Source organism: Marinobacterium sp. xm-g-59 (genome assembly GCF_013283315.1).
In the GTDB taxonomy this organism is placed as follows: domain Bacteria; phylum Pseudomonadota; class Gammaproteobacteria; order Pseudomonadales; family Balneatricaceae; genus Marinobacterium_E.
Genome location: NZ_WBYR01000003.1, coordinates 72,849 through 96,982, shown reverse-complemented (window position 1 = coordinate 96,982; position 24,134 = coordinate 72,849). Strand labels below are relative to the sequence as shown.

The 24,134-nt window shown below is 50.1% G+C and carries 24 protein-coding genes; 15 read left to right on the top strand and 9 right to left on the bottom strand.

Annotated features, from left to right (window positions below):
* Positions 1-31 precede the first annotated feature (31 nt).
* From XMG59_RS04845 to spoT, 4 genes are all read left to right on the top strand, one after another.
* On the top strand, positions 32-955 hold the full coding sequence (locus XMG59_RS04845) for an AraC family transcriptional regulator (protein WP_173482567.1): 924 nt from the start codon (positions 32-34) through the stop codon (positions 953-955).
* A 65-nt stretch (positions 956-1,020) separates the two neighbouring features.
* A complete protein-coding gene (gmk, locus tag XMG59_RS04840) occupies positions 1,021-1,638 on the top strand; it encodes a guanylate kinase (protein WP_173498308.1) in 618 nt (205 codons plus the stop codon).
* 65 nt (positions 1,639-1,703) lie between these two features.
* Entirely contained in the window at positions 1,704-1,916 is a 213-nt protein-coding gene (gene rpoZ, locus XMG59_RS04835; RefSeq protein ID WP_173481728.1) for a DNA-directed RNA polymerase subunit omega, read from the top strand.
* Between the two features lie 63 nt (positions 1,917-1,979).
* Complete coding sequence (gene spoT / locus XMG59_RS04830) at positions 1,980-4,106, top strand: bifunctional GTP diphosphokinase/guanosine-3',5'-bis pyrophosphate 3'-pyrophosphohydrolase (protein WP_173481729.1); 2,127 nt, start codon at positions 1,980-1,982, stop codon at positions 4,104-4,106.
* 1 nt (position 4,107) lies between these two features.
* On the opposite strand, the gene XMG59_RS04825 is transcribed toward spoT, so the two are convergent.
* On the bottom strand, positions 4,108-6,015 hold the full coding sequence (locus tag XMG59_RS04825) for an ATP-binding cassette domain-containing protein (RefSeq protein WP_173481730.1): 1,908 nt from the start codon (positions 6,013-6,015) through the stop codon (positions 4,108-4,110).
* Positions 6,016-6,082: 67 nt separating this feature from the next.
* On the opposite strand from XMG59_RS04825, the gene XMG59_RS04820 reads away from it, so the two are divergent.
* Together XMG59_RS04820 and XMG59_RS04815 are read left to right on the top strand one after the other, a co-directional pair.
* Positions 6,083-6,550, top strand: a complete 468-nt coding sequence (locus XMG59_RS04820) for a TIGR02444 family protein (protein WP_173481731.1) — start codon at positions 6,083-6,085, stop codon at positions 6,548-6,550.
* Between the two features lie 93 nt (positions 6,551-6,643).
* Positions 6,644-7,336 carry an FKBP-type peptidyl-prolyl cis-trans isomerase gene (locus tag XMG59_RS04815; protein WP_173482565.1) on the top strand — a complete coding sequence of 231 codons (693 nt, stop codon included), beginning with the start codon at positions 6,644-6,646 and terminating at the stop codon, positions 7,334-7,336.
* 63 nt (positions 7,337-7,399) lie between these two features.
* Here the strand turns inward: XMG59_RS04815 and rsd are convergent, their stop codons facing one another.
* Both rsd and gshA read right to left on the bottom strand, forming a co-directional pair.
* A complete protein-coding gene (rsd, locus tag XMG59_RS04810; protein WP_173481733.1) occupies positions 7,400-7,867 on the bottom strand; it encodes a sigma D regulator in 468 nt (155 codons plus the stop codon).
* 72 nt (positions 7,868-7,939) lie between these two features.
* Positions 7,940-9,505, bottom strand: coding sequence for a glutamate--cysteine ligase (gene gshA, locus XMG59_RS04805; protein ID WP_173498307.1), 1,566 nt, complete (start codon positions 9,503-9,505; stop codon positions 7,940-7,942).
* 165 nt (positions 9,506-9,670) lie between these two features.
* Here gshA and XMG59_RS04800 point away from each other — a divergent pair, with 165 nt between their 5' ends.
* From XMG59_RS04800 to XMG59_RS04790, 3 genes are all read left to right on the top strand, one after another.
* On the top strand, positions 9,671-11,941 hold the full coding sequence (locus XMG59_RS04800) for an ATP-binding protein (RefSeq protein WP_173488787.1): 2,271 nt from the start codon (positions 9,671-9,673) through the stop codon (positions 11,939-11,941).
* Positions 11,938-13,299 carry a sigma-54 dependent transcriptional regulator gene (locus XMG59_RS04795; protein ID WP_173488788.1) on the top strand — a complete coding sequence of 454 codons (1,362 nt, stop codon included), beginning with the start codon at positions 11,938-11,940 and terminating at the stop codon, positions 13,297-13,299. The genes XMG59_RS04800 and XMG59_RS04795 overlap by 4 nt, the downstream gene beginning before the upstream one ends.
* Before the next feature lie 69 nt (positions 13,300-13,368).
* Positions 13,369-13,878 (top strand): hypothetical protein, encoded by a 510-nt coding sequence (locus tag XMG59_RS04790; RefSeq protein ID WP_173481737.1) that lies wholly within the window; start codon positions 13,369-13,371, stop codon positions 13,876-13,878.
* A gap of 10 nt (positions 13,879-13,888) precedes the next feature.
* Here XMG59_RS04790 and ilvA read toward each other — a convergent pair whose 3' ends face one another.
* Positions 13,889-15,403: a threonine ammonia-lyase, biosynthetic gene (ilvA, locus tag XMG59_RS04785; RefSeq protein ID WP_173481738.1), complete on the bottom strand. Its 1,515-nt coding sequence runs from the start codon at positions 15,401-15,403 to the stop codon at positions 13,889-13,891.
* Positions 15,404-15,530: 127 nt separating this feature from the next.
* Here ilvA and rpiA point away from each other — a divergent pair, with 127 nt between their 5' ends.
* The gene (gene rpiA, locus XMG59_RS04780) at positions 15,531-16,202 is read left to right on the top strand and encodes a ribose-5-phosphate isomerase RpiA (RefSeq protein ID WP_173488789.1); all 672 of its coding nucleotides are present in this window, start codon (positions 15,531-15,533) and stop codon (positions 16,200-16,202) included.
* 61 nt (positions 16,203-16,263) lie between these two features.
* Here rpiA and XMG59_RS12170 read toward each other — a convergent pair whose 3' ends face one another.
* The 3 genes from XMG59_RS12170 to XMG59_RS04770 form a co-directional block, all read right to left on the bottom strand.
* On the bottom strand, positions 16,264-16,386 hold the full coding sequence (locus XMG59_RS12170; RefSeq protein WP_256368476.1) for a hypothetical protein: 123 nt from the start codon (positions 16,384-16,386) through the stop codon (positions 16,264-16,266).
* 104 nt (positions 16,387-16,490) lie between these two features.
* Positions 16,491-18,968: an ABC transporter permease gene (locus tag XMG59_RS04775; RefSeq protein WP_173498306.1), complete on the bottom strand. Its 2,478-nt coding sequence runs from the start codon at positions 18,966-18,968 to the stop codon at positions 16,491-16,493.
* Entirely contained in the window at positions 18,965-19,648 is a 684-nt protein-coding gene (locus XMG59_RS04770; RefSeq protein ID WP_173482562.1) for an ABC transporter ATP-binding protein, read from the bottom strand. The genes XMG59_RS04775 and XMG59_RS04770 overlap by 4 nt, the downstream gene beginning before the upstream one ends.
* Positions 19,649-19,742: 94 nt before the next feature.
* On the opposite strand from XMG59_RS04770, the gene XMG59_RS04765 reads away from it, so the two are divergent.
* Positions 19,743-20,351: an arylesterase gene (locus tag XMG59_RS04765; RefSeq protein WP_254443080.1), complete on the top strand. Its 609-nt coding sequence runs from the start codon at positions 19,743-19,745 to the stop codon at positions 20,349-20,351.
* Between the two features lie 48 nt (positions 20,352-20,399).
* Here XMG59_RS04765 and XMG59_RS04760 read toward each other — a convergent pair whose 3' ends face one another.
* A complete protein-coding gene (locus tag XMG59_RS04760; protein WP_173481742.1) occupies positions 20,400-20,984 on the bottom strand; it encodes a superoxide dismutase in 585 nt (194 codons plus the stop codon).
* 214 nt (positions 20,985-21,198) lie between these two features.
* Here XMG59_RS04760 and XMG59_RS04755 point away from each other — a divergent pair, with 214 nt between their 5' ends.
* Positions 21,199-21,483, top strand: coding sequence for a hypothetical protein (locus XMG59_RS04755; protein ID WP_173481743.1), 285 nt, complete (start codon positions 21,199-21,201; stop codon positions 21,481-21,483).
* On the opposite strand, the gene nudE is transcribed toward XMG59_RS04755, so the two are convergent.
* Positions 21,484-22,029: an ADP compounds hydrolase NudE gene (nudE, locus tag XMG59_RS04750; protein ID WP_173481744.1), complete on the bottom strand. Its 546-nt coding sequence runs from the start codon at positions 22,027-22,029 to the stop codon at positions 21,484-21,486.
* A gap of 40 nt (positions 22,030-22,069) precedes the next feature.
* Here nudE and yrfG point away from each other — a divergent pair, with 40 nt between their 5' ends.
* From yrfG to hslO, 3 genes are all read left to right on the top strand, one after another.
* Positions 22,070-22,732, top strand: a complete 663-nt coding sequence (gene yrfG / locus XMG59_RS04745) for a GMP/IMP nucleotidase (RefSeq protein ID WP_173481745.1) — start codon at positions 22,070-22,072, stop codon at positions 22,730-22,732.
* On the top strand, positions 22,729-23,109 hold the full coding sequence (gene hslR / locus XMG59_RS04740) for a ribosome-associated heat shock protein Hsp15 (protein WP_173481746.1): 381 nt from the start codon (positions 22,729-22,731) through the stop codon (positions 23,107-23,109). The genes yrfG and hslR overlap by 4 nt, the downstream gene beginning before the upstream one ends.
* 67 nt (positions 23,110-23,176) lie before the next feature.
* Positions 23,177-24,055, top strand: a complete 879-nt coding sequence (hslO, locus tag XMG59_RS04735; protein WP_173488793.1) for an Hsp33 family molecular chaperone HslO — start codon at positions 23,177-23,179, stop codon at positions 24,053-24,055.
* Positions 24,056-24,134: the final 79 nt, after the last annotated feature.

Sequence of the window (24,134 nt, the reverse complement as noted above, 5' to 3'; positions counted from 1 at the left end):
ATAAGCTGACTGAGTCAGCATCGAGGTGCATATGCAAACAAATGATTTGAAGGTCATTAGACCGCCAGAAAAAGAGAGTGATTTTCACCGTCATCCTGACCTCGGTTATGAGGAGCAGATTGATGAGGGCTTTATTCGCTTTTTGGAGCATGGTGCACCTCACCAGCTGATTCGTTGGCACTTTCACGAAGAGTATGAACTTCATTTGATCACTGAAACCAAAGGCAAAGTCTTTGTCGGTGATTACATTGGTCACTTCCAACCGGGTCAGCTTGTCCTGACCGGGCCTCATCTACCTCATAACTGGATCTCCACGGAATACCCTAACGGCCAAGATCATGTTGAAGTGCGTGACAAGGTGTTGCAGTTCCGTCGCGAACCGCTTGTGCGCAGTGCTGAATTGATTCCGGAAATGCGTTCTTTAATGAATTTCCTGGATCGTGCGGCTAACGGGGTTGAATTCTACGGTATCAGCGCTCAAGTTGAGGCGATGATGGACCGCATAAAAGTCAGCTCAGGTATGGATCGCCTGGCCAATTTCATTGAGTTAATGGCTGTTTTGGCCAAGCATGAAAACTACCGACTGCTCTCGTCTGTGCAGTTGCAGAGTCGAGATGATCAACACCATCTTGATGAGATCAGTGAAATTGTTGGCTACGTCTCAGAACACTACTCAACCAACTTCAACATGGCGGAAGTCGCTGAAAAGTTTGGTATGAGTGAGAGCCGATTCTCTCGCTATTTCCGGAAAGCGACAGGCAATACCTTTACTGACTTTGTCACGCGCATGCGGATCAACAAGGCCAGTCAACTGCTACTCGATACGGATCAGTACATCTCTACTATCTGTTACAGCGTCGGCTTTAACAACGTCGCAAACTTTAACCGTAGGTTTATGGAAGTGCGCGGCATGACGCCGAGTGAATTCCGTAAAAACGGTAAGCTGCGTTACTGATCTATCCCTAAACAGACGCGCTGAGTTGTTATATTATTCGCGACTCAGTAATCAGGGTTTTTGTTATGCAAGCAGCTCAGGGCTTCCTCTACATCATTTCTGCACCCTCCGGTGCCGGTAAAACCAGTCTCGTTAAAGCACTGTTGGAGCGTGACGAGTGCATTCGTGTGTCGGTATCTCACACTACCCGTGCTGCTCGTCCTGGCGAGGAAGATGGTGTTGCCTACAACTTCGTTGATCTAACGGAATTTGATCGTCTGATCGAAGCGGGACAGTTTCTCGAGTACGCTGAAGTCTTCACCAATAAATACGGTACATCCAAAGGCTGGGTGGAGTCGCAACTGGCTCAGGGTATCGATGTGATTCTCGAGATCGACTGGCAGGGTGCTGAAATCGTTCGTCAAAAGATGCCCGAAGCGCGCTCTATATTCATTTTGCCCCCGAGTCGTGAGGAGCTTCTGCGTCGTTTGACCGGTCGCGGCACCGACAGCGACGAGGTGATTGCCGGTCGTATGGCGCAAGCTGAATCTGAGATGAGCCACTACGGCGACTTTGACTACTTGGTGATTAACGACCAATTCGACACCGCACTGGATCAATTGGCCGCAATATTTACCGCAAATCGTTTAGAAATGGTGGTTCAACAGCAGGCGCAGCAAAGTTTACTCGCTGAACTCTTGTAGAGAGCTGCCTAAACTCTGTACAATCGCCGGTTCGAATTTGTTACTACTCTTTAAAGAGGTTACTCATGGCACGTGTTACTGTAGAAGATTGCCTAGACAATCTTGATAACCGTTTTGAACTTGTAATGGTTGCGTCTAAACGTGCGCGTCAGATCGCTACTGGTGGTCAAGATCCTAAAGTTGAATGGGAAAATGACAAACCAACGGTTGTTGCTCTTCGTGAAATCGCTGAAGGTCATACAACTCGCGCTGTCCTTGACGAGCCAGTTCTAGACTAACTCTTCCAACTCTCTTCAAAGTGGGGCATCATCCTTATCATATTGTTTGTTAAGCGATAACTGATGCCCACTATAGACGCTCTATCTGAACGCCTTACCGAATATTTGGACTCCGATGAGATCCGAAAGGTAAGGCGTGCTTATTTTTACGCGGAACAGGCCCATGATGGTCAGCGTCGTAAAAGTGGTGAGCCCTACGTTACCCATCCCCTAGCCGTTGCCAGTGTTCTTGCTGAGATGCACATGGATCGCGACTGTCTAATAGCAGCCATGTTGCACGATGTCATCGAAGATACTGAGATCGATTTTGACGGTATCTCTGGCCAGTTTGGTGAAACCGTTGCACGAGTTGTTGATGGTGTATCTAAACTGACGCATCTTGAGTTCGAGAGCAAAGCGGAAGCGCAGGCAGAAAACTTCCAGAAGATGGTCTTAGCGATGGCAGAAGATATTCGCGTCATCATCGTTAAGCTAGCGGATCGTCTTCACAATATGCGTACGTTGGGTGCTATGCGCCCAGATAAACAGCGTCGTATCGCTAAAGAGACTCTGGATATCTACGCACCGATTGCAGCCCGTTTGGGTATGCGTGATGTTCAGGTAGAGCTAGAGGATTTAGCGTTTAAATCTTTCCACCCGATGCGTGCTAAGTACATTCGCCGTGCGGTGGTGCAAGCGCGGGGGCAGCGTAAAGATATTATCTCTGAGATTCAGGAGGCCATTAATCGCCGCTTGAAACAGGAGGAGTTAGTCGGTGAAGTGACCGGCCGTGAGAAACACCTCTACTCAATCTATCGCAAAATGAAGAGCGAAAATCGCAGTTTTGCCAGCATCATGGATGTGTTCGCTTTTCGTATTGTTACGACATCTGTTGATAACTGTTACCGAATTTTAGGCGCAGTACATAACCTGTTTAAACCCGTACCGGGGCGCTTCAAAGATTACATTGCTATCCCAAAAGCAAATGGCTACCAATCGCTGCATACCGATCTGTTTGGTGCACGCGATATTACTATTGAGGTACAGATCAGAACCCATGAGATGGATGCCGTCGCTGCGCAGGGTATTGCCGAACACAGCCACTACAAACAGAGTGGCGATGGCAGCAGTGCCGAAGGCTCTTACAACCGTGCGCGCAAATGGCTACAAGGCCTGCTTGAAATGCAGCAGGCTGCCGGTGACTCGATGGAGTTCATCGACAGCGTTAAGAAAGAGCTGTTCCCAGATGAGGTCTATGTCTTCACTCCGAAGGGACGCATTCTTGAGCTACCGAAAGGGGCAACCCCGGTCGACTTTGCTTATGCGGTTCATACCGACGTGGGTAACTCCTGTATCTCCTGTCGTGTTGATCGACATCTATCGCCGCTGTCAGAGCCGCTGAAAACCGGTCAGACCGTTGAGATCATCACAACCCCACGTGCCCAACCCAATATGGCTTGGCTCAACTTTGTTGTGACCGGTAAAGCAAGGACAGCGATTCGCCACTTCTTGAAGAACCAAAAACAGCATGAGTCGATCGAGTTGGGTCGTCGCCTGTTGAACCAGTACTTGGCTCAATATGAGATCAGTGATCAACAGCTTGATCAGAATAAGCTGGACAAGCTGTTACAAGATTTGAACTTCGAGACTCTCGATGATCTGTTAGAAGATATCGGATTGGGTAATCGAATGGCTTACGTCATCGCTCAGCGTCTACAACCGACGGATGGTGAATCTGACGAACCAGAATCACTTATTGGTACAGACGGTAAACCGATCTCGATTCGGGGTGCAGAAGGCATGGTCATGCACTTTGCTCGCTGTTGTTACCCCATTCCTGGCGACAATATTGTCGGTAATATCTCGGCAGGACGTGGCTTGGTGGTGCACCGCTCTGACTGTCGCAACCTCAACGGTAAGCGTGACGAGACCACCAATCGCAACATCTACATCGAGTGGGGCGAAACAGGTGAGGATGAGTACACCACCGTTTTAGAAGTTCAGGTTGAATCACAACGAGGCATCATCGCACAGCTGGCGATGGCGGTCTCTTCAGTAGGCGGGAACGTCAATCAGCTACTGTCAGGCGAGAAAGATGGTCAGATGAATGCCGTTACCATTGAACTGACAGTGACCAACCGTGTTCATCTGGCGCGGGTTATGAAAAAGCTGCGTGCTATTAAGCAAGTGACCCGAGTGAGTCGAATTTAGCCTAGGCGTGCTCTTGTTCAAGCTCTTCGAGCTGCTCTTGAGTTTCAAACCACTCCAGCTCAACACCCTCTAATTCGCTTTTAGCTTCGGCCTGCTGGCTTAGTAGGGCCTTTAACTCATCTTTGCGTTGATCCGTATACAGATCCGTGTCGGCAAGCTGTGACTCTAGGGCTTCCAACGATTGATTGAGCTTCTCCATTTTCGCATCAAGCTTCTCAAGCGCTTTTCGCAAAGGGCGTAATTTAGAGCGTTTTTCAGCCTCGATGCGTTTCTGCTCTTTCCGATCGGCGGCGCTTTGTGAGCGGCCTTCCGATGCGATGACCGGTGAAGAGTCCTCTTGCCGTTGGGTCGCTAGCCATTTGTGGTAATCATCGAGGTCACCGTCAAACTCGGTCACTTTGCCCTCGGCGACCAGAAGAAACTGATCGACGGTGTTCGCCAGTAGATGGCGATCGTGGGACACCAAGATAATCGAGCCTTCAAAGTCCTGAAGGGCTAGAGTCAGTGCGTGACGAACTTCCAGATCCAGGTGGTTGGTGGGCTCATCGAGCAGCAGCAGATTGGGTTTGTGCCAAGCGATCAATGCTAATGCAAGGCGAGCCTTTTCACCGCCAGAGAAACGTCCAATCGGATCCAGTGCATCATCGCCACTGAAACCAAAAGAACCGGCAAACGAACGCAGTTGAGCTTCGGTTGCCTTAGGAGCAATACGCTGCAGATGCAACAGAACCGAGGCGTTCATATCCAGTGCTTCGAGCTGATGCTGTGCGAAGTAGCCAATCTTTAGATGCTCACCACAGGAGCGCTCGCCACTGATTAGAGGTAGATCTCCGACCAAGCTTTTGACTAGGGTCGATTTACCAGCGCCGTTTCTACCCAGTAGGCCAATTCGCTGACCGGGTACAAGACTAAGTGATACACCGTTAAGAATTTTACTCTGTTCGCTGTAACCCAGTTCCGTGTTGTAGAGATTCAGCAGGGGCGATGAGAGTTTGTCGGAACAGTCGAATCGAAAACTAAACGGTGAATCGATGTGTGCCGCGGAGATCATCTCCATGCGCTCTAGCTCTTTAATGCGGCTCTGCGCCTGTTTGGCTTTGCTCGCCTTGGCTTTAAATCGACGCACAAAGCTTTCGATGTGTGCTATTTGTGCCTGCTGCTTGTCGTAAGCGGCTTGTTGTTGCGCGAGTCGTTCAGCGCGCATGCGTTCAAAAGCGGAGTAGTTGCCTTTATACAGGGTGAGCTGTTGCTGATAGAGGTGTACGACTTGGTTAGCGGTTGCATCGACAAAGGCGCGGTCGTGCGAAATCAGAATCAGGGTGCCTGGGTATTGATTCAACCACTGCTCTAGCCAGATGGTGGCATCCAAATCTAAGTGGTTGGTCGGTTCATCCAGTAGTAGCAGTTCAGATCGGCACATCAATGCCTGAGCAAGGTTAAGACGAATGCGCCAACCACCCGAAAAACTCTGAACGGGTTTGCTAGCGTCATTAGGTGCAAAGCCTAAACCATTGAGTAGAGTGTGGGCGCGGGATTCGGCACGGTAGCCATCAATGGCATCCAGTTGTGCGTAAAGCTCACCTAACTCTGGGCTATGTTCCTGCTCGGCAATGGCCAGTTTGCTCTGCAGCTGGCGCAGCTCCTTGTCACCATCGAGTACATAATCCAACGCGCAACGATCACTGCTGGAGACCTCTTGGGCCATATGCGCAATCTTGCCAGGAGCGGGTTTGTGTAGCTCCCCGGTGTCCTGTGATAGCTCACCTAGAATCAGCTTAAATAGACTCGATTTACCGACGCCATTGGCACCAATAAGGGCGACCTTCCAACCAAAATGGATGTTTAGGTCGGCGTGGTCAATTAGGCGCTGGGCGCCACGTTGTAAACTGAGCTGTTCAAGTCGTATCATGGGCGGCAAGTCTATCACAGCAAGGGCCGTAATCCTCTCTGTTAGATTCCTTATATTTGGAGATATCGTGGTTCCTTCAGGATTAAAACTCGACAACCCTTTGTGGTCTTTCGCCCTAGAGATCTACCCGTCAGTCGCTAAGCCGATGCTATCGATTCAGTCGAAAGGTGGGCGAGTCAATTTAATGTTGGCCGCGCTCTGGTCGGCTTCTGAGCAGATCGAATGGCCTGATTCGGTTCCCGACGCTATTGAGGCGTGGCATCAAAAAATTTTGCCGATTCGGTCGCAGCGTATGTCGTTAAAACCTCAGCTTAATGACTACCCCGAACTTGAAGCCCTGTATCAGCATTTAAAAGGGGTGGAGCTGAACATGGAGCGCGTCGAGATAGCGATGCTTCATCAGTGGCTTGCGCCCAAGCCTAAAGCGATGAACCTGATAACAGCGCAATCTAATTTGGACAGAGTCTCAGCCGGCGTCAGTGATATTGATCAGGATAAGGATGCCGTTCTTCAACGCCTGAAACCGCAAACCTAATGGGTTTTAATCCTGCGGTGTATAGGTTTTAATGTTTCTTTCATCTCATTCAGAGACACTGGTCTCATTGATAACACGAATAAGGATTTTCCAATGAAAAAAGCGGTATTAGCGCTTGCTCTATCTTCTGCAATGCTAGCGACACCTTCTCAGGCGACTGAACTTACGACCGATGATCAAAAGTTGAGTTACGGCATGGGCTTGGTACTTGGTGAGCGTCTAATGGCTGATTTCGACTCTCTTGACTACGATCTACTGAGTCAGGGTGTTAAGGACATGTTCGAAGGCAACAAGCCGTTGATGACCATGCAGGAGCTGTCTGATGTGATGATGGCATTCCAAGCGAAAAAGCTAGAAGCTGAACAGGCGAAAGAGCAAGCACTAGCGGATGCTAACCTGAAAAATGGCCAAGACTTCATGGCAGAGAATGCTAAGCGTGAAGGTGTTGTCACTACTGATACGGGTCTTCAGGTAGAGATTTTGGAAGAGGGCGCAGGCCCTACACCAACAGCAGAAGATAACGTCAAAGTGCACTACAAAGGTATGCTGATCAATGGCCAAGAGTTCGATAGCTCTTACGGTCGTGGCGAACCAGTGACCTTCCCGCTGTCTGGCGTTATCAAAGGGTGGACTGAAGGTCTGCAGATGATTAAAGAGGGTGGTAAAGGACGTCTAGTGATCCCATCTGATCTGGCTTACGGCCCTGGCGGTGCTGGCGGTATGATCGGACCAAACGCGACGCTAGTGTTCGAAGTTGAACTGCTTGCGATCAATCCGGCTGAGTAAATTGCTCATATATAAAAGAGGCTGCCATTTGGGCAGCCTTTTTTGTTTCAGTGTCCCGCAAATTTAGCTAACGGCTTCGCGATGTGTCTCATGCAGCATGGCGATCATCTGATCCTCTAACTCAAATCGATCAGCCAAGGCTTCGCCCAGTTTAGAGACCTGTTCGCTGAAGTAGCGGATATCTTCAACGGTCGCTGCAGGCAGATCAGAGAAACGGTCGTTAAAATCGAGCGCAAGATCGGTTGAAATCTGAATCTTGGGAAGGAGTGCTTGAGCCTCTGCTAGTTGTGAATCGCTGAAGGCTTCTCCCTCTGCTACCAGCTGTTGGTAAACTTCAAAGTGTCCTGATGAGAGGTAGTCTACCAAGAGTTGGCAAAATTCACCCAGTCGCGCATCCAACTCTTCGCCCACTTGAGTATGGGGAATTTCCATTAGAATTCGAATTAACGCGGCACGTTCATCCAGCCAATGGTCAATAATGGTGCTGACACCGCCCCAGCGTTCACGAGCATCTTTGCAGTTCTCTAACATAACAAAACCTCCAACTGAGATTTCAGTCTATGCCGATCGATAGAGTGCTGGCAAGTGATAACTAAGTTCCACTTAGGAGGCTAGGTAGTGCTGAAGGAATTCATCAAAGGGTGCTTCATCTTGTGATTCAGCATCGCGCTGTTTGGCCAGTGACTGTTCAGCCTCTTCAGTTAGTCGATGTTTAACAGCTGGATCAAGCGGTTCGCGTGACAGGGTCTCGTGGTGCACCTGTCCCATTTTGAGCGTCCACTGTTGGAAGGTGAGTGAGCTCGATTTCAGCTCGCTAATAATTTTAGCTGAAGGAGTCAGCTGCGGATCAGCTACCAGTTCATACTGTTTCTGAACCGCTTGTTGATAGGCATTTCCGCCGTGGATCTGATCGAGTAATTCAGCGACCAGAGTCACCTGATCGAGGATGTCGCGAGCAAACTGCTCACGTGACACTTCGCCCTCAAGAGTCTCAAGCATCAGACCTGGGCGACGCCCTTCAGAGACAATCTTGTCTTTGTTGTGAGCTACCATAGCGCATTCAGTGCTAGTAAGTAGTTGCTCACCTGCAAATAAACAGGTTAACAGGAAGGCGTCCATAAAGAGGCTCTGCTGCAGATCGATACCAATCGGCAGCAGTGGGTTGATATCGGTGTTACGTACTTCGATGTACTGAACCCCTCGTTCCATCAGTGCGTGGACAGGTTTTTCACCGCTGAAGGCAACGCGTTTCGGACGAATGTCACTGTAGTACTCATTCTCAATCTGCAACACATTGGAGTTGAGCTGGCGATACTGGCCATCGACTTTAATACCAATCGCTTCATAGGGTTGGTGCGGTTGGTGTATCGCAGCCTGAAGAGAGTCTGAGTAGGTATCAAGATGGTTGAAGCAGACGTTCAGCCCCTCTTGGGCTCTGTTTGAATAGCCCAGATCACTCATACGCAGTGACGTTGCGTAGGGGAGGTAATAGGTATCATCGTCGAGAGGCTCTAGGTGGTGCTCTACAGAGTGCAAGAAATCTTTGCTGACAGCCGGTGATGCACCGAACAGGTAGAGCAGCAACCAGCTGTAACGACGGAAGTTACGAATCAGTGCAAAGTAACGATCGGAGGCGAAATCTTGGTCGCTAAGTTCCGAGTCGCACACCTGTTTCCACGCTGGCCAGAAGGCTTCCGAAATCGAGAAGTTGTAGTGAATGCCTGCGATGGTCTGCATCATCTTTCCGTAACGATGCTCAAGGCCCACACGATAGATGTACTTCAGTTGTCCAATGTTGGAGCTGCCGTATTCGGCAATGCGTATGTCATCTACCGATTTGATCGCACAGGGCATGCTGGCACACCAGAGCGATTCATGACCTAGTAAAGAGTAGGTGAATTGATGCAGTTCGGTCAGCTCTTTGAGTGAGTCGCGCACATCGGTGCTGACTCCGGTAATGAACTCCATCAGAGCTTCAGAGTAGTCGGTCGTGATCTGTCCATGGGTCAGCGTAGAACCCAGCGCGGCGGGGTGGTCTGTCTTGGCAATATGACCGGCACTGTCGATTCGAAGTGCCTCTTTCTCGATGCCGTGACCTAGCTCACGCAACAGATGTTGATGACCGCTTGCAACGAGGCGATCCAGATTCTCTTTAACTGCTTGTAACACCTTGAAGCTTCCTTACTCTTGGTTGGCGAAGTATATCAGAGAGCCTTCAGAAACCACGAGGATTGCAGACGATTTAATTTCATATTCAACATCGGGGTTGTGGGATGCCCTGCAAGGTGGAAAAATCGATATCTGTTTATTTAAAACGCCTATACAGGATAGTCGATGCCCGAGCGTTATACGCCCAAACAGTTCTTACCTTTCCGACCCGAAGTGATTCTAGGTGTGCTTACGCTGTTTGTCGTCTCTTTGATCTACTTGACCCTGTTTACCCGTCAACAGGCATTAGAGGAGCTGCATCAGCAGGCCTCCAGTGAGCTTGATCGTTACCGAGTGTCAGTGGAGCAGAGACTGGATCGTTTTCGTAGCTTGCCCGAACTGTTAGCCGATCATGAATTACTGGCTGATGCGGTCACTGGCGCCGAAGAGGAGCGTGTTGGGCAGGCGAATCTCTATCTGCAACGAGCCGTTGATCTGGTCAATGCATTGGATATCTATGTGATGGACAGTGCGGGCTACACCAGAGCCTCCAGCAACTGGTTTAAAGAGACCAGTTTTATTGGGCGGAACTTCTCATTTAGGCCCTATTTCACCGATGCCATGAAAGGGCAGTCGGGGCGCTATTTTGCTTTGGGCAGTACGACGAATAAACGGGGCTACTACTTCAGTCACCCGATGCACCGCAATGGTGAAATCATTGGGGTTGTCGTCGTTAAGATCGACTTGGATCAGATCGAAGAGCGCTGGAACAACCCGGCCACCGAAGTGATGGTGTCAGATGAGGATGGCGTTATCGTTATCAGTACCGAGCCAGATTGGATGTTTAAGACACTCAGCCCGCTGTCAGATGAGCAGATGAAGCGGATAGCCGAAAGTCTTCGATACGGTGATCAGCCGCTTAATTCTTTGAATATTGCTAAACGCAGTGTGGAGGATGAGCAGTTTGAGATCATTACTGTGCTGCACAATGAGAGTGACAACCCTGCAGCATCGGCCGAGCTCGACACACGACAGTATCTGCTGTTGGCGGACCAGATCTCTAACACTGGTCTGACCGTTCGCCATCTCGCCAATCTGCAAACGGTTGAAGATCGCGTATTGGTGGTGCAGTTGATTACCACGATACTGGGTGTGTTGATCGTTCTGGCCAGTCTTGTGGCCTTTCAGCGACGCCGCATTCGCATTGAGCGTCAGCGCTATACTGAGCGTGAAAGCCGAGTTCGAAAAGAGCAGGAAGCGCGCATTGAAGGCGTGATTAATAATACTCAGGTTGGCCTCTCTCTGATCGATACAGAAGGTAAGATTGAGTACTTTAATCCGGTGCTGGAGAGACTGCTGGGGTATCGCTTGGATCAGATCATCGGCAAGCCGTTTCATGAGCTACTGTCGCCGCAGGATCAGTTACTACTGAAGCGCTATATTGAGTTAGAGGTCGCAACCCGTGAACAGCATCTGAAGCTGGAGGTGGATTGCCTCAACGCTAATGGTAGCGTTATCCCGGTTGAACTGACCCTCAGTAACATGGAGCAGAGTGGCCGTTATCACCTGATTGTCACCTTGGTTGATATCACCGAACGTCGCGAGCATTTACAGGCCTTACAGCGTGCACAAAATGAGCTTGAACGTCGTGTTGCAGAGCGTACTCAGGACCTTCAGGCCGCCAACAAAAAGCTATTGTCCGAGATCGAAAATCACCAGTTAACTCAGAACGAGTTGGTACAGGCGGCTAAGTTGGCGACCATTGGTCAGATGTCAGCCGGTATAAACCACGAGTTGAATCAACCACTGACGGCAATTCGCAATTACGCCGATAACGCCTTGAAGTTTCAGACACTGAATAATGCAGAACGAGTCACGAGCAATCTGCAGCAGATTGCCAATCTGACGCAGCGAATGGCCAACATACTGCACCCCCTGAAAGAGTTCTCGCGTAAGCAAGATCCGCAACAGAGTAGTGTGTCGCTGCGTGATCTGCGCGATGGGGCTATGTCTATCCTTTACGGGCAGTTAGAGCGTCAAAATGTTGAGATCACCTGGCCCGATAACTCGGATCAAATTTGGTTGAAAGCGGATCTTCTGCGTATGGAGCAGGTGATGGTGAATCTGATCAACAACGCTGCTCAAGCGATGGAGCAGAGTGAAGATAAGCAGATTCAGGTTCGTACAGAGTTTCTCGGGGAGCAGATCGCCATCTCTGTATGCGATACCGGACCCGGTTTAAGTGATGAGGCGTTAGAGCAGATCTTTACACCATTTTTTACCACAAAAGAGCATGGGCTTGGTTTGGGGCTTGGTCTCTCTATTTCGCAGCGGATTGTCGAGTCGCTTGGTGGTATGCTTAGCGCCCACAACTTACCCGAGGGTGGCGCCGAGTTTCGTATTCTTCTAAATAGGGCTCAACCACCCAGTGCACAAGCAACTAAGGAGTCCGAGTGACAGAGTCTAGAGCTGACGAGATTCAAGTATTACTGGTAGATGATGACGCCTACATCTTGGATTCGGCTGGGCAAACGCTGGAGCTTGAAGGTTACTCTGTGGTGACCTGTGATCGTGCTGAAAAGGCGTTGGGTATCATCAGTTCAGGTTGGTCGGGGATTGTCGTCACCGATATCAACATGCCGGGTATGACCGGTTTAGAGCTACAGGCTAAGATCAAAGCCATCGATTCTGATATTCCGGTCATCATTATTACCGGTCATGGCGACATCTCTATGGCGGTAACGGCGATCCGTGATGGCGCCTACGATTTCATTGAAAAACCCTTTGCCTCTGAGCTGCTGATTGATGTCGTACGTCGTGCGATCGAAAAGCGCTCGTTAACTCTCGAAAACCGAGCGCTTAAAGAGGAACTAGCCACTCACAACGCGGCAGGCCCTCGTTTAATTGGCGCCAGTCCGCGCATTCAACAGCTGCGTAATATTGTTCGAGCGGTTGCTGATACCCCTGCGGATATTTTGATTCACGGTGAGACCGGAGCGGGTAAAGATCTGCTAGCTCGCTATATCCATGAAAACAGCAGCCGTCGCGGGGCCAACTTTGTCGCCATTAACTGTGGGGCGGTTCCTGAAAACCTAATTGAGAGTGAACTCTTTGGCCATGAGGCGGGCGCCTTTACCGACGCCAAAAATCGTCGAATTGGTAAGTTAGAGCATGCTCAAGGTGGAACACTGTTCTTAGACGAGATCGAAAGCATGTCGATCTCTTTGCAGATTAAACTGCTGCGTGTGTTGGAGGAGCGTGTCATTGAGCGTTTAGGTTCGAACGACCCTATTTCACTGGACTTAAGAGTCATCGCCGCCTCTAAAGTGGACCTGCGTGAGGCTGCCGACCAGGGCGATTTCCGAGAGGATCTCTACTATCGACTCAATGTCGTTCGAGTCGATCTACCCGCCTTACGGGAACGGCGTGAGGATATTCCACTGCTGTTTAAACACTTTGCTCTGGTCGCCTCAGGTCAGTTTGGCCGTGAAGTCGAACCGCTAACACCGGAGCAGATTCAGCAACTTGTCGCCTATGATTGGCCAGGTAACGTGCGCGAACTGCGCAATGTGGCGGAGCGTTTTGTGCTACTCGGTGAGCTCAATTGCGGGGAAGCGGGCGAGTTGGAGAGTAATCAGAACACCGTAATGAGCTTGCCTGATCGCGTTGAGTACTTTGAGAAAACGTTGATTCAAACCGAATTGGCGCGTCATGCTGGCTCAATCAAAGAGACGCTGGCGGCCTTAGGTCTACCCAGAAAAACCCTCTCTGACAAAATGCGTAAGTACGGTCTTGATAAAGCGGACTACAAATAACGCACCCGGTTGTCAGGACCAGACTATTCGTTATACTTGCCCGCTTGTTTGAATATAAGGCGACTCTCTATGTTGGGTTCAATTGCAGCTGTTTGGGGTATTGTTGGCGTTGTTGCTCTGTTGAGCAGTGCAATCTATCGCTTAGCACCTATGGCTTTGGAACTTCCGTTTGCTGAATTGAGTTTTGGCCATTGGGTGGCACTGGCTTTCTCGTTGGTCTTTATGGGCTTTGCCGAGGGATATCGCGGCTTCCAGCAAAACTTTTCACCTCGTGCCGCTGCTCGAGCGCGATACCTTCGTCACCATGTGACGCCTGCGCGTTTGGTACTCGCACCGCTCTTTTGCATGGGGTTCTTCCATACCACTAAGAAGCGCAAAATCGTCAGCTATTCACTGACCACATTTATCATTGTGTTGATCATTGTGGTGCACTCTATCCCGCAACCTTGGCGCGGCATTGTCGATGCTGGTGTCGTACTGGGTCTGACCTGGGGAACTATTTCGTTGCTGGTATACGGAATGAAAGCGCTAACTAAAGAGGTGTTCGACGTCTCACCCGAGACCCCAGAACACCACTGATGTTTTTCGGTTAACCTAGGAAGAGCTGGTAGGCTGGGTTGGTGGTCTCTTCAAACCAGGTGTAGCCCAACTCGTCTAAATACTTACGCACTTCAGAACGCTCTTTCTTAGGCACTTCCATACCCACTAAAACGCGTCCATAGGCAGCGCCGTGGTTGCGGTAGTGGAACATTGAGATATTCCAACGCCCACCCAGAGTATTTAGGAACTTCATCAACGCGCCTGGACGCTCTGGAAATTCAAAGCGGAAAAGCGCTTCGTCACCACAGGCATCAGGCTTGTGACCGCCAACCATATAGCGAATATGACTTTTTGCCACCTCGTTATCGGTAAGATCTGTCACTTCATCTAATGCGTCGTTGAGTTCGGCCAGTAACTCTTCGCGACCATCATTGTTTTTACGGATTTGCACACCGGCAAAAACCACGGCCGCATCGCTGTCGCTATAGCGGTAGTTGAACTCAGTGATGTTGCGATTCCCCAGCGTTTTACAGAACTGCTTAAAGGCACCTGGTCGCTCTGGGATTTTGGCCGCTATTAATAACTCACGTTTTTCACCGATCTCTGAACGCTCAGCAACATGACGCAGACGATCAAAGTTTACGTTGGCCCCTGAGTTGATGGCGATTAGATTTTTGCCGGTGCACTGCTCGCGCTCGACATAGCGTTTGAGGCCGGCAACCGCTAGGGCACCTGCGGGTTCTGACACCGCACGGGTATCGTCAAAGATATCTTTAATGGCCGCACAGATCTCATCCACGCTGACGGTGATCACTTCATCGACATGATCTTTACAGATTTCCCAAGTGTGCTTACCGATCTGAGCTACGGCGACACCGTCCGCAAAGATGCCAACTTGTGGCAGTGTGGCACGACGACCCTTCTCCATAGCCAGTGCAAGACACGCGGACTCATCCGATTCAACGCCAATGATCTTGGTCTCGGGACGAAGGTATTTAACGTAAGCAGCAACACCGGCAATCAAGCCGCCACCGCCGACCGGTACAAAGATCGCCTCGATGGGGCCAGTATGCTGGCGCAACATCTCCATCGCAACGGTACCCTGTCCTGCAATGACATCGGGATCATCGTAGGGCGGGATGTACGTTAAGCCTTTCTCTTGCTCCAGTTTTGCAGCATGCTGGCGCGCATCGTCAAAGGCATCACCGTGCAGAACCGCTTTTCCGCCCAAGCGACGCACGTTGGTGACTTTCACGTCTGGCGTGGTTTTGGGCATGACAATGGTCGCTTTGATACCAAGGTACTTAGCCGCATTTGCAACGCCTTGAGCATGGTTGCCGGCGGATGCAGTAATAACACCGCGCGCCTTCTCTTCATCGGTCAGCTGAGCCATACGGTTGTAGGCACCACGAATTTTGAACGAGTAGACAGGTTGTTCATCCTCACGTTTTAGTAGGACTTTGTTACCTGTGCGCTCGGACAAACCGGGTGCGTCATCCAGTGCGGTTTCGACGGCTACGTCATAAACACGCGCTTCAAGAATTTTTCGTATGTATCGCTGCATAGTGATCAAGAGCTGTTTTGCTTAAGAAATATGGATGCAAATGGTATAGACTCACTGCTATTGCGTCTAGATAGCCAGGCAAATGGCTGCTAAAACACCCAAAAATTGACTGTTTAGAGATGGATTGATGACTCAAGACGAAATGAAACAGGCTGTCGCACAAGCGGCACTGGATTATGTACTGCCAAAATTAAAAGCGGATTCGGTGATTGGTATCGGAACCGGCTCTACGGCTAACTGCTTTATTGATGCATTGGCAGCACACAAAGGTGCATTTGAATCGGCCGTGGCGAGCTCGGAAGCTTCTGCCGAGCGTCTGCGCGCACATGGCATTGAAGTGGTTGATTTGAACTCAGTCTCAGGCATTGAGGTCTACGTCGATGGCGCCGATGAGTTCGATCCACACCTAAACCTAGTCAAAGGTGGTGGTGGTGCGTTGACTCGCGAGAAGATTGTCGCAGCAGCATCCAAAGAGTTTGTCTGCATTGTCGACCAGACTAAACAGGTGGATGTATTGGGTGCTTTCCCTCTGCCGGTAGAGGTAATTCCGATGGCTCGTTCTTACGTAGCTCGCGAGTTAGCGAAGCTGGGTGTTCAGCCTGAATACCGCCAGGGCTTTGTAACCGATAATGGCAACATCATCTTGGATGTCCACGATATGGAGATCCTCAATCCAAAAGGGCTAGAGCGAGAGTTGAACGACTTGGTGGGTGTTGTCACCAATGGTCTGTTTGCGCTTCGTCCTGCAGATATTGTTCTGATGGCAACGCCAGAGGGTGTTGAGACACTGACTGTCTAAGTCGGAAAAGTACAGCCAAAAAAAAGGAGCCATTAGGCTCCTTTTTTGTTGGTTGAGTGGCTTACCACTGAACAACCTGAGTCAATGCGATGCTGACTGGCATAGTGATCCAAGCAAGAGCAACTAGGTTGATTGCGATCCAGCCCCAGCCAGAATTGTCACGGAAGTTTTCGTCGTGTGCCATGGTTTTAAACCCTCAAATTTGTTGATTTAGATCAAAATTTGAGCGAATTCTACACATCTTTGATCAAAAATAACACTACTCCAATAGTGGAATTAGCCGTAGTTTTACCCATGGGATTTAAGAATGGCATAGCACTGCTCTATCTTAAGTGGAGCACGCAGCAGACTGGCTATCGCAATAAACGCGAAACTGGCCAGTATTGGCAGAGTGAACCACAGCTCCCAGTGAGCAGAGAGCGGTATCTTCAACAAAAACTGATTCATGGCTGCCAAGGTGATCTCTGCACTGAACACAGCGAGTGAGCCACACACTAGACCCAAAAGACCAAACTCCAAGAGATCAAGCTGTTTGGTCTCAGTCGCTCTTGCCCCTAATGTCTGCAGCAGTGCCACCTCAGTTTTACGCTGTTCTAAAGCTTGGAGCAGGGTGATAGTGACCAGAATAAGGCCAGTCGCCAGTGTCATGATCAACACAAAAGCCGAGCTTTCAGCGAGTCGTTCTAACCAGCCAGCGAGCTGTTTCATCAGTTGATCGATGTCGATCAAGGTTAACGACGGGAATTCGCGAAGCAGTTCGTTCGCCTGTGCTTTGCGCTCCTCGGCCAGTTTAAAGCTAGTGATCCATGTGCCCGGATAAGATTGCAGTGCTGCTGGCGAAAAAATGACGTAGAAGTTGGGCTGGAAAGATTCCCACTTCACTTCACGCACACTGGTGATGACACCACTGACGGGTTGGCCACCGACGTCAAAGCCGAGCTTGTCACCCAGTTTAAGCCCTAGATCCTCCAGCATGTCCCGCTCGATTGAGATCTGGTGCTCGCTAGAGTCTGAATCCCACCACTCACCTTGGATGATCTGGTTATGCACCGGTGGTTGCTGGCGCCAGGTCAGGTTTAACTCACGGCGTAGAGAGTTATCCTTTAACTGCTCTTCGTTTAGCTGAGGTCTGATCGGTGCATCGTTAAGGTCCACTAATCGCCCGCGTATCATGGGATAGAGTTCGGTATCAATGTCGCGATCTGCCAAAAACTGATCGACCCCTGGCTTTTGCCACTCCTGGATATTGATTAAGAAGTAGTTCGGCACGTCTTCAGGGAATTGCGCTTGCCACTCTTTGACTAAGTCCTGACGAGCCACCCAGATAACGCTCAACAACATCAGTAACAGAACCATGACACCCGCTTGTAATCGGTGCCATTTACGTTGCTGGCGCAAACGCATGATGAGCAAACGCCCAAGGGCAAGACGGTTAGCTAAAAAACGCCCGAGGCTATGCAGAATCAGTTGGGCCAACCAACCGAACAGCAGGCCACTGATACCCAGCATGATCAGTAAAACCGCAGCAGCGGCAGGCGCCGCCAAAAATAGCAGTAATACAGCGCTTAGCAGTACCAGACTGATGAGGTAGAGTCCCCAGCTTGCTTTTTGAGTCGTGTTTGTCTGGTCGCTTCGTAGTAGTTGTGCAACGGGCACCTTGGCCTGCTCCAGGGCTGGAGGCATGCCGAGTAGAAGTAGCATCGCATACCCCAACGCAGGGCCTATTAAGTAACTAGTCCACCGCGCGTTAGGGAGCGCTTGTGGAAGCAGACCGGATAGCCAGATATCGGCTAGGCCAGCGAGAAGAGCGCCAGCCATCCCGCCAATCACTGCGATAAGGGTTGCGGCTATGCCGAGCTGCCAAAAATAGAGCCTTACTAAGGCGTTGGGTGTTAACCCCATGCTTAAGAAGAGCGCGCTGCGACTCTGCTGGGCATGACCGAAGCGACGCAGTGCCAAAAGAATGGTCAGTGATGCGAGCAGTAGGGTCGTCAGTGAACTCAAACGAACATAGGAGAGGCCGTTAGCGAGAGCGTTACCGGTGACCGGTTGATCATTGATCAGTGACAGTATCCGCTCGTGGTTCTCCAGCGTCGGTTTTAGTCGTGCTTCGAAGGTTTTAAGCAGATCATTGTCACCACTGATCAGTAGACGGAACTCGGCTCTAGAGCCTGGGCCCAGTACCGCGCTCTTCTCAAGATCTTGCTGATTGACCAGAAGATGAGGGTTGAGTGTGTTGAAACCGCTACCTCTGTCGGGGGACTGTTTTAACCTGGCGGTAAGCACTAGATCGGCATAACCGAACTGCAGGGTATCTCCAATCAACAGACCCAGTTGATCAATAATGCGCTCTTCAGCCCATGCGGTTCCAGGCTCAGGTACCGCTACTTGCATAGGTGGATCAGTAATCACCTCTCCCCTGAGCGGGTAGGGATCAGAGATTACTTTGGCTGAGCTTAGGATGAGGTTGTCACCAGCACCGACCATGGTGGGGAATTGAATCACTCGGGTGGTGGTTAGCCCCAGCTCTTCAGCTAGGTCCGTGCGTTGTTCATTAATGGGTCGACTGGATCGAACGACCAGATCGGCCCCTAGCACTGAGGCACTCTCCCTGAGGAGGCCACTCTCTAAACGATCACTGACGATCGATAGAAAGCTGGTCAGTGTCACAGCGAGTAGAGCCGCAAGGATTAATACTCGCCACTCAATGGTGCGCAGTTGCACCCACAGCTGTCGCCTTGCGATGCGGGGAATGGCAGAACTCATGACAGCTCCTCGATAGCCCCATTACTCAGTTGAATTCGACGCTGACAGCGTTTTGCTAGCTCAAGGTCGTGAGTGATCAATATCAGCGTTGTGCCCTGTTGCTCGTTTAATGAGAAGAGCTGTTCAACGATTTGCTGCCCCGTCGCTTCATCGAGGTTGCCGGTAGGCTCATCGGCAAAGAGCAGGGCAGGGTTACCTGCAAAAGCACGCGCTATCGCCACGCGTTGCTGCTCGCCACCGGACAGTTGTGAAGGATAGTGATCAGTTCGATCACCCAGCCCGACGTTTTGTAGCCATTCCGACGCTGTTGCCTCCGCGTTTTGCTGCTGGCGAATCTCAAGGGGTAGTGCGACGTTGTCCTGTGCTGTTAGCTCGGGCAGTAGGTGAAAGGATTGGAAAATAAAGGCAATTTTATCGGCTCTGAGTTTTGCTCGTTCTGCATCCGACAGTGACTCTAAAGGCTTACCTTCAAATTCGACTGTCCCAGAGGTGGCCGTATCCAACCCCGCAAGCAGACTGAGTAGCGTCGATTTACCGGCGCCAGATTTACCGATGATCGCTATCGTCTCCCCGGCATTAATGGTTAGGTTGAGATTGACGAACAGATCCAGTGTTCCGCTTCCGGTCTTAAACTGTTTTCCCAGCTGTTTTGCTTCAAGTAGAACGGAGCGGCTAGTCATGGTGTCCTCTTAATGATCCAATAGTCTTCTAATACCCTTACGACTATTATTAATTTTGGGTTTGTTACGTCGCTTTTAAAGGTTCGAGGTCGTTTTGTTAAAGAATTTCATACTGCACTTATTCATCGCTTTTTGGTTAGCGCTGCCGGTTAAGGCAGCGGATATTATGGTGTTGGGAGATAGCCTCTCGGCCGGTTATGGATTAACCCCGGGTGAAGGTTGGGTAGAGTTGATGGAACAGCGTTTGGAAAGTTCCGGTCTGACGTTATTAAATGCCAGTGTCAGTGGTGAAACCACAGCCGGGGGGCTGGCGCGACTTCCCGATCTGTTAGAGCTACACGAACCTAAATGGGTCCTGCTTGAGTTAGGAGCCAATGACGGTTTACGCGGTACTCCTCTGAATATTATTCAAACCAATCTTGAAGCTTTGGCCAGTAAGATTACTGAGTCAGGTGCAAAGCTGATTGTGATTGGTATTCAGCTACCGCCCAACTATGGTCCACGATACACCCGCGCTTTTTTTAATCTATTCCCCCAGCTGGCTGAAACATTTGATGCACCACTCGTGCCATTCCTGTTAGAGGGCGTGGCGACCGATTGGGATCTGATGCAGTCAGATGGCCTACACCCTAAAGCGGTCGCTCAGCCGATCATTCTTGAGACCGTGATGAGTGTTGTGGGACCGGAAATAGGCGTGCAGTAGACAATAAAAAAGAGAGCCGAAGCTCTCTTTTCAATGACGGGCTACTGATTAAGCCGCTAGGTTTGCGTTTGCAAAGTCCCAGTTCACAAGTGACCAGTAACCGTTTAGGTAGTCTGGACGTACGTTGCGGTAATCGATGTAGTAAGCGTGTTCCCAAAGGTCTACAGTCAGGATCGCTGTTTGACCGTTAGTCATTGGCGTGCCTGCGTTGCTAGTGTTTACGATCTCTAAAGAACCGTCAGCGTTTTTAACCAACCAAGTCCATGAAGAACCGAAGTTGTTAACCGCTTTGTCGTTTAGCTCTTCTTTGAACTTGTCGAAAGAGCCCCACTGAGCGTTGATCGCGTCAGCAATAGCGCCTGTTGGCTCACCGCCACCGTTTGGTGATAGGCAGTTCCAGTAGAAGGTGTGGTTCCATACCTGTGCTGCGTTGTTGAATACGCCGCCAGCTGGTGCCGTTTTGATGATCTCTTCTAGAGATTTACCTTCAAACTCAGTACCTGGTACTAGGCCGTTTAGCTTAACCACGTAAGTGTTGTGGTGTTTGCCGTGGTGGAATTCTAGAGTTTCAGCAGAGATGTGTGGTTCTAGTGCATCTTTTGCGTATGGCAGTGCTGGAAGTTCAAAGCTCATTTTATGCTCCAATCATTTCAGTTAGTCAGGGCATAAAAACCCTGGCGGTAAGTTAGTGGATGCGATCATATCACCTTTCGCCCGACTATTAATGGCACAAAAAGTAATGTCTTTAGATCACTCGGTTGTTTCGTATCTGCAACTAAAGATAGCTGAAATTATGTTCACCTCTGATTACAATGCGGCCATCTTGATCATTTACAAGGCTTAAAGCATGTCAAAGGTTCTGTTGTGGATCGCCGTTGTTATGGGCGCCATCTACATTGTTCGTGTTAACTACTTTGGATCCAAAACCTACGAACCGTTTATGAACGGTTGTCTGGTGTCAGGTGCCTCTGAAGCGCGCTGCAGCTGTCTAACCGATTATGTCCACGAGCGCTTTGACGACTTGGAAGTCGGTCGCATTCTGCGTAGTGATCGGTCTGATGCTGGTTTTTCTGAGCGCGTGGATCGCGTTATTGCAGCTGGTACGTTGGCCTGTAAGTCTGCGGATCAGTAACTACTGCTCGGCAAGCCATTGCTTGACCAGAAACAGTGCGGCAATGGCTCGGCCTTCATGAAAATCACTCTGCATCGCCAGTGTCTCGATATCCGCCAGTGGGTATTTCACAACTTCCAGAGGCTCTGGTTCATCACCTTCTAAACGACTCTCATAAAGATCCTGCGCCACAACCAGTGTCAATGAATTCCCCATGTAGTTGGGAACCGCGCTCATATTTCGGATAACCTGAAGTTGATTGGCAGCAAAACCAGCCTCCTCTTGAAGCTCTCGATTGGCTGCTTGTAGGGCATCTTCGCCGGGATCGATCACGCCTTTGGGTAGTGTTAAGACATAATCATCAAAGCCGGTCGCATACTCTCGAATCAGAACGATGTTCTGTTGGGCATCGATGGCAAGCACCATGACGGCGCCTCGGCCCTTGGATGCCAGACGTTCAAATCGACGCTCCTCACCATTGCTGAAGCGAAGGTCGACCTGCTCGACATGAAACAGTGCACTCTTCTCTGGCTTAGTGACCTTCAAAATTTCCGGTTTGATCGGCATACTGGTATCCAAATAACGTTTCCTAGAGTGTTCCCCGATTATGCTTCAATGGCAAGAGATAGACACCGTCTTCTTAGATATGGACGGCACCCTGTTGGATCTTCACTTCGATTCACACTTCTGGCTTGAGTTTCTGCCTGCTCGTTACGCAGAGATTCACCAAATCGATGTTGAAGAGGCTAAGAAATATATCCTGTCGAACATTATGGAGGAGCAGGGGACATTAAACTGGTACTGCTTTGACTACTGGAGCGAACGCTTTCAGCTTCCGATTGCTGAGTTAAAACATGAGGTGGCCGATAAGATTGGCTATCGCCACTCTGTGCCCGAGTTTCTTGCTTGGCTCAAACAGAGTGGCCGACGTGTGCTGATTGTCACCAATTCGCACCGTGCAGGGGTTGATTTAAAGTTCTCTCGTACCAATTTAGCGGATGAGGTACAGGGTGTGATCAGTTCACACGACTATGGCTATCCGAAAGAGTCGCAAGCCTTTTGGGAGACTCTTATGAAGCATGAGCCCTTCGACCCTGAGCGTACATTGATGGTGGATGACAGTCTACCGGTTCTGCAGTCCGCACATGATTTCGGCATCAAGCATCTGCTAACGATTGATCAGCCTGATCTGCAGATGCCCCCACGCGACATGAGTGATTGTGATTTTATGTCGATCAATGATTTTAATGAGGTAATGGTAAACGAATGAGTAGCGGTATCCGTCTAGATAAGTGGCTTTGGGCTGCCCGGTTCTACAAGACCCGAGGCATTGCCAAAGAGATGATTGAAGGCGGTAAGGTGCACTACAACGGGCAAAGAGCAAAGTGCAGTAAAGCGGTTGAGATTGGTGCCAAGCTTAAGATTCGTCAGGGCTACGACGAGAAAGAGATCGAGATCGTTGCACTCTCTGATCAACGTCGTGGCGCGCCAGAAGCTCAAAAACTCTACGTTGAGACTCAAGCCAGTATCAATAAGCGCGAAGAGAACGCTGCGATGCGTAAGCAGTTGGGCTCAGGGCCTGATGCACGACCGGATAAAAAGAGCCGTCGTGAGTTGTTGCGGGTTAAAGGTTATTTACGAGATTGATAGCTGAAACCTGCACCAATTCCGCGTAAAATCGCGCCCCAATTGTTAAATTATTATAGGTCTTCTGATGAGCACACCTGATCAAATTCAACGCGTCCTGTTTGATAATGCCGACGTGCGAGGCGTTGTTGTCGGTCTTGAAGAGAGTTTCCAGCAAGCGATTGCTTATGGTGACTACCCGGATGAGATTCGCCACCTGTTGGGCGAGATGTTGGCGGCGGTTGTGCTACTCAGTTCAAACTTGAAGATCGAAGGTCGTTTGTCACTTCAAGCACAGGGCGACAGTGGACTGCGTCTGCTTCTTGCTGAGTGCAACGATAAAGGCCAGGTCCGTGCGATTGCTCGTTTTGACGAAGAGACCCTGAAGCACGGCGAGCGTTTCGATCACTCCTTTGTTAATGGTCGCATGGCGTTGACCATGGAGCCTGAACAGGGTCAGCGTTACCAAGGCATTGTACCGCTTGAAGGGGCGAGCGTTGCCGAGTGTATCGAAGGCTATTTCCGCCAATCAGAGCAGCTACCCACGCAACTTATTCTGACCACCAATGGTCAGCGTGCCGCTGGCATGATGCTGCAAGTGTTACCGGCTGCTGGCAATGGCGATGAGGATTGGAATCACATCTCTACTCTGGCGCAAACCCTGCAAAACGATGAGCTACTCGAGTTGGATAACGAGACACTGTTGTATCGTCTTTTCCACCAAGAGAGCGCACGTATCACAGATCCCGAGCCGTTAAGCTTCTCGTGTGACTGTTCACGTCAACGCAGTGCGGCCGCACTGCAAACGATGACCGAAGAGGAACTTTTAAGCCTTGCTGAAGAGCACAAGGGTGTCGTATCAACAACTTGTCATTTCTGTAATCGCAGCTATGATTTTGATGCGCAAGACATTAAAGCACTGTTCCACAACGATGGGGCATTGAACGAGAGTGACTCGTTACACTAAAGGTTATCGATCTGGGGGTTTGTTAGAGCCCCCGGCTATGAGATAATCGCGCACCTACAAAAAGAGTTGGCCACGACCT

Bases quoted from the DNA above. Each gene is read 5' to 3' on its own strand.
- XMG59_RS04845 (WP_173482567.1), top strand. From the start codon at position 32: ATGCAAACAAATGATTTGAAGGTCATTAGACCGCCAGAAAAAGAGAGT.
- gmk (WP_173498308.1), top strand. From the start codon at position 1,021: ATGCAAGCAGCTCAGGGCTTCCTCTACATCATTTCTGCACCCTCCGGT.
- rpoZ (WP_173481728.1), top strand. From the start codon at position 1,704: ATGGCACGTGTTACTGTAGAAGATTGCCTAGACAATCTTGATAACCGT.
- spoT (WP_173481729.1), top strand. From the start codon at position 1,980: ATGCCCACTATAGACGCTCTATCTGAACGCCTTACCGAATATTTGGAC.
- XMG59_RS04825 (WP_173481730.1), bottom strand. From the start codon at position 6,015: ATGATACGACTTGAACAGCTCAGTTTACAACGTGGCGCCCAGCGCCTA.
- XMG59_RS04815 (WP_173482565.1), top strand. From the start codon at position 6,644: ATGAAAAAAGCGGTATTAGCGCTTGCTCTATCTTCTGCAATGCTAGCG.
- rsd (WP_173481733.1), bottom strand. From the start codon at position 7,867: ATGTTAGAGAACTGCAAAGATGCTCGTGAACGCTGGGGCGGTGTCAGC.
- XMG59_RS04800 (WP_173488787.1), top strand. From the start codon at position 9,671: ATGCCCGAGCGTTATACGCCCAAACAGTTCTTACCTTTCCGACCCGAA.
- XMG59_RS04790 (WP_173481737.1), top strand. From the start codon at position 13,369: ATGTTGGGTTCAATTGCAGCTGTTTGGGGTATTGTTGGCGTTGTTGCT.
- ilvA (WP_173481738.1), bottom strand. From the start codon at position 15,403: ATGCAGCGATACATACGAAAAATTCTTGAAGCGCGTGTTTATGACGTA.
- rpiA (WP_173488789.1), top strand. From the start codon at position 15,531: ATGACTCAAGACGAAATGAAACAGGCTGTCGCACAAGCGGCACTGGAT.
- XMG59_RS12170 (WP_256368476.1), bottom strand. From the start codon at position 16,386: ATGGCACACGACGAAAACTTCCGTGACAATTCTGGCTGGGGCTGGATC.
- XMG59_RS04775 (WP_173498306.1), bottom strand. From the start codon at position 18,968: ATGAGTTCTGCCATTCCCCGCATCGCAAGGCGACAGCTGTGGGTGCAA.
- XMG59_RS04770 (WP_173482562.1), bottom strand. From the start codon at position 19,648: ATGACTAGCCGCTCCGTTCTACTTGAAGCAAAACAGCTGGGAAAACAG.
- XMG59_RS04760 (WP_173481742.1), bottom strand. From the start codon at position 20,984: ATGAGCTTTGAACTTCCAGCACTGCCATACGCAAAAGATGCACTAGAA.
- XMG59_RS04755 (WP_173481743.1), top strand. From the start codon at position 21,199: ATGTCAAAGGTTCTGTTGTGGATCGCCGTTGTTATGGGCGCCATCTAC.
- nudE (WP_173481744.1), bottom strand. From the start codon at position 22,029: ATGCCGATCAAACCGGAAATTTTGAAGGTCACTAAGCCAGAGAAGAGT.
- yrfG (WP_173481745.1), top strand. From the start codon at position 22,070: ATGCTTCAATGGCAAGAGATAGACACCGTCTTCTTAGATATGGACGGC.
- hslR (WP_173481746.1), top strand. From the start codon at position 22,729: ATGAGTAGCGGTATCCGTCTAGATAAGTGGCTTTGGGCTGCCCGGTTC.
- hslO (WP_173488793.1), top strand. From the start codon at position 23,177: ATGAGCACACCTGATCAAATTCAACGCGTCCTGTTTGATAATGCCGAC.